At 64.0% G+C, this 16,189-nt stretch carries 13 protein-coding genes; 7 read left to right on the top strand and 6 right to left on the bottom strand.

The features are described 5' to 3' along the window. Positions 1 to 53 precede the first annotated feature (53 nt). Positions 54 to 1,580 carry a ribosome biogenesis GTPase Der gene (gene der / locus Q0C17_RS07120; RefSeq protein WP_291203488.1) on the top strand — a complete coding sequence of 509 codons (1,527 nt, stop codon included), beginning with the start codon at positions 54 to 56 and terminating at the stop codon, positions 1,578 to 1,580. Positions 1,581 to 1,835: 255 nt separating this feature from the next. On the opposite strand, the gene Q0C17_RS07115 is transcribed toward der, so the two are convergent. The 4 genes from Q0C17_RS07115 to Q0C17_RS07100 form a co-directional block, all read right to left on the bottom strand. Further along, positions 1,836 to 3,149, bottom strand: coding sequence for an HlyD family type I secretion periplasmic adaptor subunit (locus tag Q0C17_RS07115; RefSeq protein ID WP_291203485.1), 1,314 nt, complete (start codon positions 3,147 to 3,149; stop codon positions 1,836 to 1,838). Next, on the bottom strand, positions 3,142 to 4,878 hold the full coding sequence (locus tag Q0C17_RS07110; RefSeq protein WP_291203483.1) for a type I secretion system permease/ATPase: 1,737 nt from the start codon (positions 4,876 to 4,878) through the stop codon (positions 3,142 to 3,144). Before Q0C17_RS07110 ends, Q0C17_RS07115 begins: the two co-directional genes overlap by 8 nt. A 94-nt stretch (positions 4,879 to 4,972) precedes the next feature. Beyond that, positions 4,973 to 6,037: a sugar phosphate nucleotidyltransferase gene (locus Q0C17_RS07105; protein WP_291203481.1), complete on the bottom strand. Its 1,065-nt coding sequence runs from the start codon at positions 6,035 to 6,037 to the stop codon at positions 4,973 to 4,975. Positions 6,038 to 6,381: 344 nt separating this feature from the next. After that, complete coding sequence (locus Q0C17_RS07100; protein ID WP_291203479.1) at positions 6,382 to 7,329, bottom strand: MipA/OmpV family protein; 948 nt, start codon at positions 7,327 to 7,329, stop codon at positions 6,382 to 6,384. 307 nt (positions 7,330 to 7,636) lie between these two features. Here Q0C17_RS07100 and Q0C17_RS07095 point away from each other — a divergent pair, with 307 nt between their 5' ends. Then, the gene (locus tag Q0C17_RS07095; RefSeq protein ID WP_291203477.1) at positions 7,637 to 8,335 is read left to right on the top strand and encodes a hypothetical protein; all 699 of its coding nucleotides are present in this window, start codon (positions 7,637 to 7,639) and stop codon (positions 8,333 to 8,335) included. A 118-nt stretch (positions 8,336 to 8,453) separates the two neighbouring features. Continuing rightward, positions 8,454 to 8,693, top strand: coding sequence for a hypothetical protein (locus Q0C17_RS07090; protein ID WP_291203474.1), 240 nt, complete (start codon positions 8,454 to 8,456; stop codon positions 8,691 to 8,693). Between the two features lie 19 nt (positions 8,694 to 8,712). Here the strand turns inward: Q0C17_RS07090 and cysN are convergent, their stop codons facing one another. Both cysN and cysD read right to left on the bottom strand, forming a co-directional pair. Then, positions 8,713 to 10,620: a sulfate adenylyltransferase subunit CysN gene (gene cysN, locus Q0C17_RS07085; RefSeq protein ID WP_291203472.1), complete on the bottom strand. Its 1,908-nt coding sequence runs from the start codon at positions 10,618 to 10,620 to the stop codon at positions 8,713 to 8,715. After that, positions 10,620 to 11,522, bottom strand: a complete 903-nt coding sequence (gene cysD / locus Q0C17_RS07080; RefSeq protein WP_291203469.1) for a sulfate adenylyltransferase subunit CysD — start codon at positions 11,520 to 11,522, stop codon at positions 10,620 to 10,622. Before cysD ends, cysN begins: the two co-directional genes overlap by 1 nt. Positions 11,523 to 11,752: 230 nt before the next feature. Here cysD and glmS point away from each other — a divergent pair, with 230 nt between their 5' ends. From glmS to Q0C17_RS07060, 4 genes are read left to right on the top strand one after another with little or no spacing between them, the layout of a single operon-like run. Beyond that, positions 11,753 to 13,579 (top strand): glutamine--fructose-6-phosphate transaminase (isomerizing), encoded by a 1,827-nt coding sequence (gene glmS / locus Q0C17_RS07075; RefSeq protein ID WP_291203466.1) that lies wholly within the window; start codon positions 11,753 to 11,755, stop codon positions 13,577 to 13,579. A 47-nt stretch (positions 13,580 to 13,626) separates the two neighbouring features. Further along, positions 13,627 to 14,208 (top strand): dTDP-4-dehydrorhamnose 3,5-epimerase, encoded by a 582-nt coding sequence (gene rfbC, locus Q0C17_RS07070; RefSeq protein ID WP_291203463.1) that lies wholly within the window; start codon positions 13,627 to 13,629, stop codon positions 14,206 to 14,208. Next, positions 14,205 to 15,095, top strand: coding sequence for a dTDP-4-dehydrorhamnose reductase (gene rfbD, locus Q0C17_RS07065; RefSeq protein WP_291203460.1), 891 nt, complete (start codon positions 14,205 to 14,207; stop codon positions 15,093 to 15,095). The genes rfbC and rfbD overlap by 4 nt, the downstream gene beginning before the upstream one ends. Positions 15,096 to 15,099: 4 nt before the next feature. After that, a complete protein-coding gene (locus Q0C17_RS07060) occupies positions 15,100 to 16,020 on the top strand; it encodes a hypothetical protein (RefSeq protein WP_291203458.1) in 921 nt (306 codons plus the stop codon). Positions 16,021 to 16,189 lie beyond the last annotated feature (169 nt).

The raw sequence follows: 16,189 nt of genomic DNA, 5'->3' as shown, positions 1-16,189 counted from the left end.
GGCCTGCGGGACTTTTCCCGGTTTGGCCCCCATTAACCAGAGGGGCCACGGCCTTGCCTTTGAAGCTCGCCATTGTCGGACGGCCGAATGTCGGCAAGTCCACCTTGTTCAACCGTCTGGTGGGCAAGAAGCTTGCGCTGGTCGATGATCAGCCGGGAGTGACCCGTGACCGGAAGATGGCCGAGGGGCGCCTTGCGACCCTGCCGCTGCTGGTGATCGATACTGCCGGTTTCGACAATGTGCGCGATGACAGCCTGGAGGCGCGGATGCGCGCCCAGACCGAGGCGGCGATTGCCGAGGCGGATATTGCGCTGTTCCTGATTGATGCGCGCGTGGGCGTGACGCCCGAAGATGAGACGTTTGCGATGCTGCTGCGCCGGGCGAACATGCCGGTGGTGCTGGCGGCCAACAAGGCCGAGGGCCGGCAAGGCGAGGCGGGCGTGATGGATGCGTTCAGCCTTGGCCTTGGCGAACCGGTTGGCCTCTCGGCGGAACATGGCGAGGGCTTTGCCGAACTCTATGAGGCGATCCGCAACGTCCTGGGCCCGGAGGCGTTCGAGCGCGCGCTTGAAGAGGCCGAGCCGAACTATGCCGGCAGCGGCGGCGACGACATCCTGGAAAAGCTCGCGCATATCGACATCGATGACGAGACATTGTCCGACGACGAACTGGTGGCAGCGATCGAGGCGGCGGATGTGGATACGCCGGACGCAGAGCCGGAGACGCCGCGGCCGATCCGCCTCGCGATTGTTGGCCGGCCGAACGCCGGCAAGTCCACGCTGATCAACCAGCTGCTGCAATCGGAACGCCTGCTGACCGGGCCGGAGGCGGGCATCACGCGCGACTCCATTACCATCGACTGGGAGTGGGAAGGCCGCCAGATCCGGCTCGTGGATACGGCCGGCCTGCGGCGTAAGGCGCGCGTGCAGGAAAAGCTGGAGCGGATGTCGACCGCCGAAACCATCCGTTCACTGAAATATGCCGACATCGTTGCGCTGGTCATGGACGCGCATGAGGCGCTGGAAAAGCAGGACCTGCAGATTGCTGACCTGGCGCTGCGCGAAGGCCGGGGGCTCGTGCTGGTGATCTCGAAATGGGACTCGGTCGAGGACCAGGACGGCGCAGCGCGGCACATCCGCGACCTTGCCAACCGGCTCGTGCCGAATGGGGGCGGGGCGCCGGTTGTGTTCCTCTCAGGCCTGACGGGCCGGCATGTCGAAAAGCTGATGCCGGCGGTCGTGAAGGTCTACAAGGACTGGACCGCGAAGGTGAAGACAGGCGATCTCAACCGCTGGCTGCGCCACACCGTCGAGCACCATCCGCCGCCGAGCGTGCAGGGCAAGCGTATCAAGCCGCGCTACATGGCGCAGATGAAAGCGCGCCCGCCGACGTTCGTGCTCATCGCCTCGCGCGGTGACCAGATGCCGGAAGGTTACAAGCGCTACCTGATCAACGGCGTACGCGAAGCATTCGACATGCACGGCGTGCCGATCCGGCTGTTCGTGCGGCAGGGCAAGAACCCGTATGCGGGCAAGATCGGCCCGGACGGCCCGCCGAGGTACAAGCGGCCGCGGGAGTAGCCCAGACGGTTTCAATCGCCTGCTACGGATCGCTCAAGCCTTTTGCGCGCTTCCGGGGCCCGCTCGAGGCTGCGTTCAAGATGTTCCCACCATATCGGCCCCCAGGACGATGCGCCTTGCGGCGAGATACTTGCCGAGCGCAAGGCAGAGCTCAAGAAGATGTACCGACAGAACGGCGTGCCACGGGCGGAAACACGCTCGATGAAAGGCGCCAGGGTATTGATCGGGCAGCCTGTCTGAAGCTTTGACCGCAGGCTATTCCCGGAACGTGCGCGAGATCGAATCCGTCAGCGGCTTCACGAGATAGCTGAGGACGTTGCGGCTTTCGGTGCGCAGCATCGCTTCGACCGGCATTCCGGGGAGGAGCTGGAACTTCGAATTGGCAAGCGCCGCGTCGGGGATTTCTACCATCGCTTCGTAGAAGGTGGCGCCGGAGGCCTCGTCCAACAGTGCGTCGGCCGAAATCGCGATGACGGTTCCGTCGAACTGGGGCGTTTCATCCTGGTTAAAGGCGGAAAAGCGCAGGGTCGCGGGCTGGCCGACGCTGATCTTGTCGATGTCGACCGGGCTGATGCGGACCTTGGCGATCAGGCGGTCATTCTCGGGGACGATGTACATGATGGGCTCGGACGGGCGGATGACGCCGCCGACCGTGTGGGCGCGGATGCCGATGACGCGGCCGGCGCGCGGGGCGGTGATATCGAGCCGGCCGGAGCGGTCGAGCAGGGCGGTGCGCTCTTCCGTCAGTTCACTGATCTGGGTCTGCACGTCGCGCAGCTGGGTCAGCAAGTCTTCGGTATTGTCCTGGCTGAGGCGAGCGATCTCGCTGCGGGCCTCGCCGATCTGCACGCGGGTCGCGGCGATGTCGGAGAGGAGGCCGTCCTTCTCGCCCTGCAGGCGCGAGCGGTCACGCTTCAGAGCAAGGATGCGCGTGATAACAGCCTGGCCGCGTTCCATCAGGGTTTCGAACCGGGCGATTTCGTCATCGACGAGGGCGATCTGGTCATCCTTGGCGGTGATCTCGTTCTGCATGCCGCTGATGCGGGTGTTCAGCTGGTCGATCCGTTGACGCAGGATAGTACCCTGGGTGCCGAGATTGTCGCTGCGGGCCTTGAGGAGGCCGTCCTGCGAGGCAAGGACGGCCTGCATGTCAGCCCGGTCGGCAAAGGCTTCGAAGCCGGGGCGCAGGGTCAGGGTGCTGGCGCCGTCGCGCTCGGCAACGAGGCGGGCTTCGGTGCCGAGGAGGCCGTAGAGGCGCGCCTCAAGCCCTTGCAGGGCGGCGCCGGTGGAAGTGGCGTCCAGCGACAGGAGCTTCTGCCCTTCGGTGACGGCGTCGGCTTCGCGGACATAGATCTCGCGCACGATGCCACCTTCGAGGTGCTGAATGGCCTGCTGGTTGGACTCCACCGAGATCTGGCCGGCGGTCAGCACGGCGCCTTCGAACGGGGCGAAAACCGACCAGGCGACGAGGCCGCCAAAGACGAGGGCGACGATACCCCAGCCGACCGCGAGATACTGGCCGAGGAAATCGCTGCGCGTCGAGACAGGGGATGCGGCAAGATCAGCCATGGCCACCTTCTCCCGGACGGATGGTGCGGACATTCCCGGCGGACTTCGGCAGGACCTTGGCAAGGACCTCGTCGGCCGGGCCGAACTCCCGGATCTTGCCGTCGTCGATCACCATCAGCTTGGTGCAGTGGACAATGGCGTTGGGGCGGTGAGCGATGATGATCACGGTCGCTCCGCGCGCCTTGGCAGCGGCGATCGCCGATTGCAGGGCCTGCTCGCCGGGGCCGTCGAGGTTCGAGTTCGGCTCGTCGAGGATGATCAGGTTCGGATTGCCGAACAGAGCGCGGGCGAGGCCGATGCGCTGGCGCTGACCGGCGGAGAGATAGGCGCCGCCGAGGCCGATGTCGGTGTCATAGCCGGACGGCAGGCGCAGGATCATCTCGTGGCAACCGGCGGCCTGGGCTGCGGTGATGATGGCTTCGGGCGAGGCGTCATCGCGGAACCTGCCGATATTGTCGCGCACGGTGCCGGAGAGAAGATCCGCCTGCTGAGGAAGATAGCCGATCTGGGGGCCGAGCGTTTCCGACGGCAGCGTCGTGATGTCGGCGCCGTCGAGGCGAACATGGCCTGAAGCAACAGGCCAGGTGCCAGTGAGCACGCGGGCGAGCGAGGATTTTCCGGCGGCGCTGGGGCCGAGAACGCCGAGGACGTCGCCGGGGGAAAGCTGGAAGGTAAGGCCCTTGAGAACAGCGGTCTTGCTGCCGGGCGGGCCGGCGAAGACGTTCTCGGCGCGCACCTCGCCGCGGATCGGCGGCAGGGGCATCTGGGGCAGCGGCGCGGGCGCGCGGCTGAGCGCCTGTTTCAGCGCAGACCAGCTTTCGCGGGCGGCGGCGACCGTGCGCCACTGGCCGACAAGCTGCTCGAGGGGGGCGATGGCGCGGCCCATGAGGATAGAGGCAGCGATCATCGCGCCGGGGGTTGCTTCGCCCTTGATGGCCAGCCAGGCGCCGATGCCGAGGATGGCCGATTGCAGGAAGAGCCGGAACGCCTTGGTGCCGGACGTGAAGCCGGTGAGGATGCGGGCGGATTTCGAGAAGGCGGCATCGCCGCCATCGAAGGTGCGTTGCCAGCGCTGGCGGACCGCTTCGCCCATACCGAGGGCTTTCAGGATTTCGGCGTTTCGCATCATCTCCGCCGAGCGCAGCGTGCTGGCGCGTTCGAGATCTTCGCTCTCTTTCGTGAGGTGTGCGGATGCGCGTTCGTTCACCAGTGCAGCGCCGATCAGGACGACCGCTCCAAACACGGCCCAGAGGCCGAAGAGCGGGTGGAGCATGAACAGTACAAGGAGGAATAGCGGACTGAACGGCGCATCGAACAGCGCGCCGGAAACGGGGCTGGCTATGAAGCGGCGCAGCTGGCGCAGGTCGCGGACCGGGCGGTCCGAGGCGCGCCCCGGGTCGGCGAGGCTGAGCGCCATCGCGGCAGAAGCAGCGCGCGCGCCGAGGGCGCCTTCGAAGCGGGAGGCGGCCACACTGAAGAGGCCCGAGCGCGCCCACTCCAGCACGCCGAGCGTGCCGTAGAGGACAAGGACCAGAAGTGTCAGCGCGACCAGCGTGGGGATCGACTGGGACGCGAGTACCCGGTCATAGACCTGCAGCATATAGAGCGGGCCGGTCAGCATCAGAAGGTTCACGAACAGGCTGAAGCCGCCGGCATGCCAGAACACGCTGCGCGAGGCGCGCAGGGCTTCCCCGAGTTCCTTATCCTGAAGGGCCGCGTCCGGTTTCATGGGGCTTGGTCTAGCAGGTTTCCGGAGCGCTGTTCAGGCGCAATCTCAGGCGCAGTCTTAACCGCGATAGCCGGCGCAGCCGTGGGCGGCGGGGTCAGAGATAGTCCTTCAGGCCGCGTTCCTTCAGGGCTTTGACGACGCCGCCAACATCCTGCGAGCGGCCGGGTTTGGTTACCAGGATGCGGTTTCCGTCGGCGACGACGATCAGGTCCTCGACGCCGACGAGAGCGATCAGCTGGCCGTTCTCGGCATAGACCTGGCAGCCGGGGGCATCGACGAGGATGGGGCCGGGCGTGTTCTGGCGGGAAGAGACTTCGCCGACCATGGCCCAGCTGCCGATGTCGCTCCAGGCGCAGTCGAGCGGGGCGTAGACGGCGGCGCGGCCGGTATGTTCCATCACCGCATAGTCGATGGAGGTCGACGGCGTGGCCGCGAAGGCGGCGGCGTCGAGGAAGCGGTTTGCGCCGTCGCGATGGGCGCGCTCCAGCGCTTCGCTGGCGTGGGCGAGGATGCTCGGCGCGTGAGCGGCGAGTTCGGCGAGCATCGTGGCGGGGCTGAACAGGAAGATGCCGGCATTCCAGCTATAGGCGCCGCTGGCGAGATACGAGGCAGCGGTGGCGGCGTCCGGTTTTTCCTTGAAGGCGGCGACCTTGTGGACCTGGCCATCAATGGGCGCGCCGGCCTGGATATAGCCGAAGCCCGTGTCCGGGCGGCTGGGCGCGATGCCGAACGTGGTGATGTAGTCCTTTCCGGTGGTGGGGGCGGCGGCGCGCACGGCGGCGAGGAAGACGTCCGGGCGGCCGATGAAATGGTCAGAGGCAACGAGCAGGCCGAGACCTTCCGGGAACGCATCCGCGAGGTAGCGCGCGGCGACGGCGGCGACGGCGGCGGTGTTGCGGCCTTCCGGCTCCAGCAGGATCGCGGCGGGGGTGACGCCGATTTCGGCGAGCTGGCGCGCGATCAGGTCGGCATAGGCGGCGTTTGAGATGATGACCGGCTGTTGGTGGAAGCCTTCGGCGCCGGCAAAGCGCAGGACCGTTTCCTGGAAGACGGACTTGTCCGAGACAAGGCTGTGGAACTGTTTCGGCCGGGCCTGGTTCGAAACGGGCCAGAGGCGGGTGCCCGCGCCGCCGCACATGATGACCGGATGGATTGCCATGCCTGTTGTTTACCCTGTTTTCTGCTTTTCTGCCGGGTTAACGCACAATTCGGCGGCCCGTTTCGAACGCAAGTCTGCAACATCCGCGCCGTGCGGCAAGCGGCAATTGTCGAGGGCGGGCGACGCCGAATCCCGCATCTCACGCGTCAGGCCCGTCGCCTCGCAGGACGTCTCCTGCGGCCCGGATTTCTGTCTCATCTTCACGCATCGTATCAGTTACGATGAAACAGAAATCCTTCCTAAGCAATTTGGCCGATCTGTCTCAAGGTCGCAGGCGGGGAACACTGGCACGTTTGGAAACACATTTCAGTCGTTCCTGCGACGTCGATCTGGCAAACGATGCGTTAGAAACTGTACATCAGACCCAGATAGGAGGAGGTCGCCAGGTCATCTGAAATGACCGGGCTGTTCCTGACGTCTTCATCAAAGAATTCAAATCCTGAATAGACAACCAGTTGCACCTTGTCAGTAAAGGCATATCCCGCCTGAAGTCCGACGAACGGGATAAACGCACCTTCCTTATGCCCGACCATATCCCGATCAAAGTCGTAGCGGGGCCTGTCAACCACCGCGCCGTTCTGACCTGCAATCAGAACTTCGTCGGCACGCACGCCATACATATAGGTCGCCAGCTTCTTGTCTCTCCAGTGTATGCCGCTTTCGGCGCCGATTGAGAGTTTTGGCGTAACAGCGGTCTGAGCTTCAAGGCTGGCTGTCAGCTCACTCCCTTCAATCTCGCCTGAAATGTCACCTCGATACTCAAGAGACGCCTTTGCGGCCCCCAGGGTCGTGGACATTCTCAGCCCGATATCGAGCGAAGTTTCCCGCTCAAGGTTGGCATAACTGACAGTCTTCTTCGGGTCAGCGGAAACCCAGCGCGGCGCGAGCAATGCTTCGACTTGAAAGCGCTGTGTGCTGACGGCTTTGATGGCCAGCTCGCTTGGATCAACCCTGAGCCAGTCGTTTTCAAAGGCGAGATAGGGGAAGATGCCAGACTCCCCATCATCCGAGGCGCCTTCATAAGGGTTTGACGCCCCCCAGAATCCAAACCCCGCTCGCCAAGCGTGGGATTTTTCACCTCTGTCCGATGGTGATCCGTCGTCATCGACACGTTGACAGCTTGGCTGCGGCTTTACGTTTGTGCTTGCAGCGATCTGCGCATCTGCAGTGCCTGCGATCGCTACAACAGCGCTGCCCAGCGAAAGCAGAAGCAATGCCGGCCACAGTTTCAAATCCGACGGATCTGAACGGGTTTGGTTGAGCAGGAGACGTTTGGAAATTTTTGCGTTCATCGTGATTCCGATCAATGTATGTTCACGGACTTCTAGGCGACGTGGCGCGATCTTTGATCAGCGAATGTTGCATGTTGCGCAGAGGTGTCCTGCATAACAGGCGTTCGATCTCAAACGCCGAACGGTCTGCTGCTGGGGGCACCGAGTTCTGATCGGCGCCATACGCCAATGCATATCGCTTGTCTCACATCGTTGATGTCGCAGGAACGCTCAAAGTCTTATGTTGCTAGTTGTTGGCTTGAGCGGACGTCGGTCTGAGTTTCGCAAGACCGAACATCTGCTTTCAAAAAGTGATCTGGGAGAGCGCATGAGTTACGGGCCGGTTGAGACCATCCTGATGGGTGCACATGGGGTCGTCGGTGCCGGGATCGTCCTGTCTGGCATATCGGCGCTGGTTTCCCGCAAAGGATCGCCTTTCCACAGGCAGTGCGGAAAGGTATTCGTCTTGCTGATAGGTCTGATGGCGCTCGTGATTGCCGCTTCTGCGACCGCGCCCGCATCTCAACTCATTTCGGCACTCGGAATGATTTTCACGGCGCTGACCTGTTATCTTGTGCTGACGTCCTGGGCCACTGTGACAACTCCAGCCGCGTCTCTTGGCACGGTCGCCCGCATCGCGCCTGTCATGGCGCTGTCCATAGCCTCGACCGCGCTCTTCCTGGGCTGGAAAGCCCAGACGGGCCAACTCGTCTTGGATGAAGACATACCCGTGTTGGCCTTTTTCGGGTTTTCCGGCCTTGCGCTTCTGGCGGCCTGCGCGGACATTTCTGTTGTTCTGCGCGGCGGCATATCGGGGGCACAGCGTCTTTTCAGGCACCTTTGGCGAATGTGCTTTGCGCTGTATTTCTCTGTGGCCACTATCTTCACCGGACCCGGATCAGTTTTGTTCCCGGACAGTATACGCGGCACCTGGCCGCTCATTCTCCCAGAGAGCATCATCCTCCTGATGAGTCTGTATTCTATTGTTAAAATATTCCGCAAACGAACGATATTGCAGACTGTCTGATGTCGATCAGTGCTTTCTGTACAGCGGCCTGCGGGCGGCGGCTTTTGCGTGAGCGGCTAGAAGTCCGGCGAACACCGACCGCGCGGAGTGGCACGGCCGGCGTCTGGGAGGGCGGTGGATGAAGCGCGGTATTTCCGCCCGTTCTTCCCGCTTCGGGCAGGGCCTGACTTTGGCGATTGCTTCGCCTGCGAAGCGGCGAAGGAGGCTGCCTGCCCGCAGCCTTATGCTGGTGATGATTTTCCCGAACGGATATCGAAAGCGCGCTTTGAGCTGCGCCGGCAGCGAGTCAGCCCGGGGCAGCGGTCACCTTCATCAGGCCAAAGACAATCCTGCTTTGCTGCTGCCGTTGCCTGCTTAGTCCTGCAAATCCCCCCGGATCAGATCTCGAAGATACCGCGCAGGGCGAGGAATTTCAGGATTTCCTCTGCGGCGTCTTCCGGCGTGCGGCCCACGGTGTTGAGGCGCAGTTCCGGGTCGCTGGGGGGCTCGTAGGGGCTATCGATGCCGGTGAAGTTTCGAATCTCGCCGGCGCGCGCCTTCTTGTAAAGGCCTTTGACGTCGCGCTGCTCAGCCACGTCAAGCGGCGTGTCGACATGGATCTCGATAAACTCGCCCGGCGCCATCAGCGTGCGCGCCATCTGGCGCTCGGCGCGGAAGGGCGAGATGAAGGAGACGAGCACGATGAGGCCGGCATCGGTCATCAGGCGCGCGACGTTGGCGACGCGGCGGATGTTTTCGACGCGGTCGGCGTCAGTGAACCCGAGATCGCGGTTGAGGCCGTGGCGGACATTGTCGCCGTCGAGGATAAAGGTGTGCCGGCCCATGCCGTAGAGGCGTTTCTGCAGCGCGTTGGCGATGGTGGACTTGCCGGAGCCCGAGAGGCCGGTGAACCAGAGCACTGCGGGCTGCTGGTTCTTCTGCTCGGCGAGGGCCTCGCGCGTGAGGTCGAGCGCCTGCCAGTGGATGTTGGCGGCGCGGCGCAGCGAGAAGTCGATCAGGCCGAGAGCGACAGTGTTGTTGGTCTGGCGGTCGATCAGGATGAAGCTGCCGGTGAGGCGGTTTTCCAAATAGGGATCAAACGGGATCGGCTGGTCGAGGGCGAGCGTTGTGACGCCGATCTGGTTGAGCTCCAGTGTGCGCGCGGGCGTTTCCGCCATCGTATTGACGTCGATGCCGTGCTTGGGCGCATTGACAGTGGCCGAGACGGTGCGGGTGCCGGACTTCAGGAAGTAGCGGCGGCCGGGGAGGAGCGGGTTCTCGCTCATCCATAGGAGCTTGACCTGGAACTGGTCGGAGACTTCCGGTGGCGCGTCACCGGCAGCGATGACGTCGCCGCGTGATGTGTCGATCTCGTCGGCGAAGGTGAGCGTGACGGACTGGCCGGCGACGGCTTCGGCAAGGTCGCCGCCATGGGTGGCGATACGGGTGACGGTCGTCTCCCGGCCCGTGGGCAGCGAGCGGACCTTGTCGCCGGGACGCACGCGGCCTGAGGCGATCTGGCCGGAGAAGCCGCGGAAATCGAGGTTCGGCCGGTTGACCCACTGGACCGGCATGCGCAGCGGCTGGTTCTCGGCTTCGCGCGCGATCTCGACAGTTTCGAGATAGTCGATCAGGCTCGGACCCTTGTACCAGGGCGTCTCGGGCGAGCGCTCGGTCATGTTGGTGCCGGCGAGTGCGGAGATCGGGATGGGCGTGATCGCAAGCTTGCCAGGCAGGGCCTCGGCAAATTCCAGGTAGTCAGCAACGATCTGGTCGTAGACGGACTGTTTGTAGCCGACGAGGTCCATCTTGTTGATGGCGAGGACAAGGTGGCGGATGCCGAGCAGGGTGGCGATGATGGAATGGCGGCGCGTCTGGGTGAGGATGCCCTTGCGCGCGTCGATCATCAGGATGGCAGCGTCTGCGGTCGAGGCGCCGGTCGCCATGTTGCGGGTGTACTGTTCGTGGCCGGGCGTATCGGCGACGATGAACTTGCGTTTCTGCGTCGCGAAGAAGCGGTAGGCGACGTCGATGGTGATGCCCTGTTCGCGCTCGGCGGCGAGGCCGTCGACAAGGAGGGCAAAGTCGATACCGTCGCCCTGCGTGCCATCGCGCTTGGAATCGGCCTCAAGCGCAGCGAGCTGGTCTTCGAAGATCATCTTCGAATCGTAGAGAAGGCGGCCGATCAGGGTCGACTTGCCATCGTCCACCGAGCCGCAGGTGATAAAGCGGAGCAGGGATTTCTGCTCGTGGGATTCCAGATAGGCGCCGATGTCTTCAGCGATGAGATCGTCGTGCAGGCGCATCAGAAATAGCCCTCCTGCTTCTTCTTCTCCATCGAGGCGGCCTGGTCCTTGTCGATGGCGCGGCCCTGACGTTCGGACGTGGTGGTCAGCAGAATTTCCTGGATCACTTCGTCGAGCGTTGCGGCCCTGCTTTCCACCGCGCCGGTCAGCGGGTAGCAGCCGAGGGTGCGGAAGCGGACGGATTTGGTAACGGCGGTCTTTGCGATCTCGGGCGGCACACGGTCATCGTCGACCATGATCATTGTGCCGTTCCATTCCACGACCGGACGGGGAGCCGCGAAATAGAGGGGCACGAGTTCGATTTTCTCGCGGCGGATGTACTGCCAGATATCGAGTTCGGTCCAGTTGGAGATCGGGAAGGCGCGCAGGGATTCGCCCTTCTGGAGGCGGGTATTGTAGAGGTTCCAGAGTTCGGGGCGCTGGCGTTTCGGGTCCCAGCGGTGGCCGGCGGTGCGCACCGAGATGATGCGTTCCTTGGCGCGGGACTTCTCCTCGTCGCGCCGGGCGCCGCCGAAGGCGGCATCAAAGCCATACTTGTCGAGGGCCTGCTTGAGGGCGACCGTCTTCATCACGTCCGTGTGGTAGGCCGAGCCGTGAGTGAAGGGCCCGACGCCTTCCTTCACGCCGTCCTGGTTCGTGTGGACGAGGAGGTCGAGGCCCAGTTCCTTGGCCTTGCGGTCGCGGAAGGCGATCATCTCGCGGAACTTCCAGCCGGTGTCGACATGCAGCAGCGGGAAAGGCGGGCGCGAGGGATAGAAGGCCTTAACAGCGAGGTGGAGCATCACCGCCGAATCCTTGCCGATGGAATACAGCATCACCGGCTTCTCGCACTCTGCGGCGACCTCGCGCAGGATGTGGATGCTTTCAGCTTCGAGGCGGTCAAGGTGCGTGAGGGCGGGCAAGGGAGGGGTCCACTGGAATGAGGCCCGTGTCCGTTAGCCCTCCTTTACGGGGTTGGAAAGACGCTGGCGCCGCCCCGCGGGGTCCATTCAGGAAAACTAAACGCTCCCGGCTCCCTCAATCGGCCTGATTACATGTCATAAATGAACATAAATCGTCATTGTGAAGTCAAAGTTCCGGGGTTTATGAAACCAGCATTCGCCAGCCAGGCGAAGCGTGGGAGTGACCTCAGATGTGCGGTATTGTTGCGATTGCCGGCAAGGGCCAGGTGGCCGGCCGGCTGGTGGACGGTTTGAAACGCCTCGAGTACCGGGGGTATGACAGCGCCGGCATCGCGGTCGCCTGGGACGAGGGCATCGAGCGACGCCGGGCGAAAGGGAAGATCCACCACCTGCAGGCGCGTCTGCATGACGATCCGGTTGAAGGCTTCACTGGCATCGCACACACCCGCTGGGCCACCCACGGCGCCCCGAACGAGACCAACGCCCACCCGCACATGTCGGACGGCGTGGCCGTGGTGCATAACGGCATCATCGAGAATTACCGCGAACTGCGCGCCAGCCTCGAGGCGAAGGGGCGCGTGTTTGAATCGGAAACCGATACCGAGGTAATCGCGCAGCTTGTGGCTCAGAACCGGGCCGACGGCATGGACGAAGTGACAGCCTTTGGCGAGGCGCTGAAGCATTTCACCGGCGCGTTTGCGATTGCCGCGATCTTTGCCGACAAGCCGGACCTTGTGATCGGCGCGCGCAAGGGCTCGCCGCTGGTGCTCGGGTATGGCGAGGGCGAGATGTATCTTGGCTCCGACGCCATCGCGCTCGCTCCGCTGACACGCGAAGTGACCTATCTGGAAGAGGGCGACTGGGTCATCCTGACCAGGAACAGTTTCGACATCCGCAACGTGCGCGGCGACCGGGTGAACCGGGCGCGGGTCACGTCCTCGGTCAACGACGCGCTGATTGAGCGCGGCGAGTATGACCACTTCATGCTGAAGGAAATCCACGAGCAGCCGGAATCGCTGGCGCGCTCGATCCTGCCCTACATCAACCAGACGAGCGGCACGATCGAAGTGAACCAGGTCGCCGCCAGCATCTTCGCCGAGGCGGACCGGGGCGTTGCGATTGCCTGCGGCACTGCGTTTTATGCGGCCTTCACGGCGAAATACTGGTTCGAGCAGATCGCGCGCCTGGCCTTCGAGCCGGATATCGCGTCTGAGTTCCGCTACCGCCGGCCGGTGCTGCCGCAGACCGGCTTCTCGATGTTTGTCAGCCAGTCGGGCGAGACGGCCGACACGCTGGCGGCGCTGCGCTATTGCCGCGAGAACAAGAAGCCCGCGATTGCTGTCGTGAACGTGCCGGAAAGCTCGATCGCGCGCGAAGCCGGCACCATCGTGCCGACCTATGCCGGCCCGGAAATCGGCGTGGCCTCGACCAAGGCCTTCACCGCGCAGCTGTCGGTCCTGGCCGTACTTGCCCTGTCGGCAGCCAAGGCGCGCGGCCACCTGTTGCCGGGCGATGAGCAGAAGTTCGTCAAAAGCCTGCTGGCGCTGCCACGCAAGGTGACCGAGGCGATCGAATCTCAGGCGCAGATCAAAGAGATCGCCAAGGCAATCGCCGGCAAGCGCGACGTGCTGTTCCTCGGCCGCGGGCGCTATTACCCGCTGGCGCTGGAAGGCGCGCTGAAGCTGAAGGAAGTGTCCTACATCCATGCCGAGGGCTACGCCGCCGGCGAGCTGAAGCACGGGCCGATCGCGCTGATCGAGAAAGGCCTGCCGGTCGTGGTCGTCGCGCCCTATGACGAGCTGTTCGAGAAGACGATCTCCAACGTCGAGGAAGTGCGCGCACGCGGCGCCGAAGTGATCCTCATCTCGGACGACAAGGGCATCAAGATGGCCGGCAAGCGCGCTGACCATGTGATCCGCCTGCCCGACGGCGACGAGATCTCGCTGCCGATCCTGGCTGCCATTCCGCTGCAGCTGTTGGCCTATCATGTGGCCGTCGTGAAGGGCACGGATGTCGACCAGCCGCGCAACCTCGCGAAGTCCGTGACGGTGGAGTAGGTCGCCCGGCGCGTTGCGAGGGGCGCGCGCCGTGCTATAGCGCCGTCATGAGCCTGAGTGTCACGCCTGATCCGGCGCTGCCGGAAGTCCTCCACCTGCGCGCCGCGCGCCACGGCGATGCGCGCGGCTGGTTCAGTGAAACCTTCAACGAGGCCGCGTTCCATGCGGCGGGCGTGCCGTCGGTGTACGTGCAGGACAATCATTCGCGCTCGGCCGAGGCGGGCACGCTGCGCGGGCTGCACTACCAGTCGCCGCCGCATGCCCAGGGCAAGCTGCTGCGATGCGTGCGCGGGCGGCTGCTCGACGTGATCGTGGACATCCGCGCGGGCTCCCCGCGCTTCGGCCAGCATACGGCGTTCGAGCTTGATGAAGCGGGCGGCGCGCAGGTGTATGTGCCGGAAGGATTTGCGCATGGCTTCTGTACGCTCGAGCCCGCGACGGAAGTGATCTACAAGGTGACGCGCTACTACGCGCCCGAGCACGATTTCGGGATTGCGTTCGACGATCCGGCACTTGGCATCCGGTGGCCCTTCCCGGCGGAGGCGCTGATCTTGTCGGCGCGTGACCGGAAACATCCACGCCTGGCGGCGGCGCCGCCGCACTTTGCGTTTGCAGGAGAGCGCACATGACCCTTCTCGTCCTCGGCAAGCAGGGCCAGCTCGCACAATGCCTGGCCGCCGCGAAGCGGAAGGACGTGGTGCGCCTGGGGCGCCCCGATGTGGACCTGACGGACACCGCCTCGATGGCGCGGGCGCTGGACGCGGTAAAGCCGTCCGTGGTGATCAATGCGGCGGCCTATACATTCGTCGACAAGGCCGAGAGCGAGCCAGGCGCCTGCTTCGCGGTAAACCGCGACGGGCCGGCAGAGCTGGCAAAGCTTTGCGCAGCGCGCGGCACGGTTCTGATCCATGTGTCGACCGATTGCGTGTTCGACGGAGAGAAGGCCTCGCCCTACGAGCCGGACGACGCAACGCGGCCGCTCGGCGTCTACGGGCGATCCAAGCTGGAAGGCGAGCAGGCCGTTGCAGCGGCCTGCCCGCGCCATCTGAATGTGCGCGTATCCTGGGTGTTCTCTCAGTATGCGCACAATTTCGTGCGCACGATGCTGACGCTGGCCCAGACGCGCAGTGAAGTTGCCGTGGTGGATGACCAGATCGGTTATCCGACCTATTGCCCGGATCTTGCGGCTGGGCTCCTCAAGATGGCGGACGCGGCGGTGAAACCGGGCTTTGAAGACTGGGGCACCTATCACCTTGCCGGGCTCGAAGAGACCGACCGGGCGAGCATGGCGGACGCAATCTTTGCCGCGAGCCGCCATGTCGGCGGACCCTCGGCGCAGGTGATCGGTGTTCCGACGTCGGAGTACCCGACGCCGGCAAAGCGCCCGCTCAATTCAAGGCTGGCCTCGACGATGGCTTTCCGCAAGTTCGGTCTCCGGCTCCCGGACTGGAAAGCGGGTCTGGCAAAGAGCGTGGCGGTGCTGGTGCCGGAACTTGCCGCGCAGGCGAAGGGGTAGGGACATGGTCGAGGGTCTGGCAGAGATCGAGGCGCGGGTGATCCGCACGCTGGAGGAAAAGGGCCCGCGCATCGGCAAGGAGCTGGCGCTCGACCTGCCGGATGTGGCGAGCCTCGCGCTGTGGCAGGCGTGCTACCAGAGCCGGAAGCTGCACATTTCCCACTTTGCCAGCTACTACCTGCGGTTCGACATCACGCGCAATGACCAGGTGCGGCTCAGCCCGTCGATCCTGCGGGATTTCCTGTCCTTCACGCTGTTCGGCCTGCCCGGGCAGCGAGAGTTGATGATCGAGCGGCAGGGCACGCTGTCGAACTATCACCGCGAGGTGAGCAAGGAGAAGATTTCGGTCGCGCAGGATGTGATGAGCAACCTGCTGACCCAGATGCCGCGAGAGATCCGCGCCAATCTCTGCGCGTTCATTGCGGGCGATCTTGCCTATTTCCTGGCCCATAACGAGCCGCGCGAACATGCCGGCCTTGGCGAGATGATCAAGGGCTCAGACATCGACATCATCGTGATCTACCAGGACCTCAGCGACGATGTCGTGTCGGGTATCGAGAACGACATGACGGAGCTGAAGAATTTCTACCTGCGCCATCCGAGCCACCGGCACGAGATCGACTTCATCGTGAAGTCACGCGCGAAGATGGAGCGCCAGTTCCGCTACACCGACATTCACGACAAGATCGCCAGCAAGATTGCCTACGAGTCGATGTTCCTCGGCGGCTCGCTGCCGCTCTATATGGCGGTGCGCGACGCGATGAAGCGCACCGGCGTAGACGAACTCATCGAGATGGACTTTGCCCACGCCTTGCAGGACCGCAAGAACGCGATGCGCACGCTGCTCGAATGGCAGTCCGGCGAACTCGACGATGAGACCCGCTCGCTGTTCTACTTCTCGCAGGAGCGCGTGGAGTTCACCTGAGCGCGCCTCAGACGCCGATCCAATCCTGACTGTCGATGCTTCGCTCTGCGAAGTCGAACGTGTGCGGGCCAAGGTCCGTAAACGGGCTGTCGGCCAGGGGCTGGTCGTGGGGGCTGGTCCAGCGGTCGCCATCGCCGGGCAGTTCCATGACGGGGGTGTCGACCCTGGC

Source organism: Hyphomonas sp. (assembly GCF_022844445.1).
Classification (GTDB): Bacteria; Pseudomonadota; Alphaproteobacteria; order Caulobacterales; family Hyphomonadaceae; genus Hyphomonas.
This window is presented reverse-complemented; position numbering and strand designations above follow the sequence as displayed.

Coding starts and splice junctions, on each gene's coding strand:
- Q0C17_RS07115 (WP_291203485.1), bottom strand. CDS start 3,149: ATGGCTGATCTTGCCGCATCCCCTGTCTCGACGCGCAGCGATTTCCTC.
- Q0C17_RS07110 (WP_291203483.1), bottom strand. CDS start 4,878: ATGAAACCGGACGCGGCCCTTCAGGATAAGGAACTCGGGGAAGCCCTG.
- Q0C17_RS07105 (WP_291203481.1), bottom strand. CDS start 6,037: ATGGCAATCCATCCGGTCATCATGTGCGGCGGCGCGGGCACCCGCCTC.
- Q0C17_RS07100 (WP_291203479.1), bottom strand. CDS start 7,329: ATGAACGCAAAAATTTCCAAACGTCTCCTGCTCAACCAAACCCGTTCA.
- Q0C17_RS07095 (WP_291203477.1), top strand. CDS start 7,637: ATGAGTTACGGGCCGGTTGAGACCATCCTGATGGGTGCACATGGGGTC.
- Q0C17_RS07090 (WP_291203474.1), top strand. CDS start 8,454: ATGAAGCGCGGTATTTCCGCCCGTTCTTCCCGCTTCGGGCAGGGCCTG.
- cysN (WP_291203472.1), bottom strand. CDS start 10,620: ATGCGCCTGCACGACGATCTCATCGCTGAAGACATCGGCGCCTATCTG.
- glmS (WP_291203466.1), top strand. CDS start 11,753: ATGTGCGGTATTGTTGCGATTGCCGGCAAGGGCCAGGTGGCCGGCCGG.
- rfbC (WP_291203463.1), top strand. CDS start 13,627: ATGAGCCTGAGTGTCACGCCTGATCCGGCGCTGCCGGAAGTCCTCCAC.
- rfbD (WP_291203460.1), top strand. CDS start 14,205: ATGACCCTTCTCGTCCTCGGCAAGCAGGGCCAGCTCGCACAATGCCTG.
- Q0C17_RS07060 (WP_291203458.1), top strand. CDS start 15,100: ATGGTCGAGGGTCTGGCAGAGATCGAGGCGCGGGTGATCCGCACGCTG.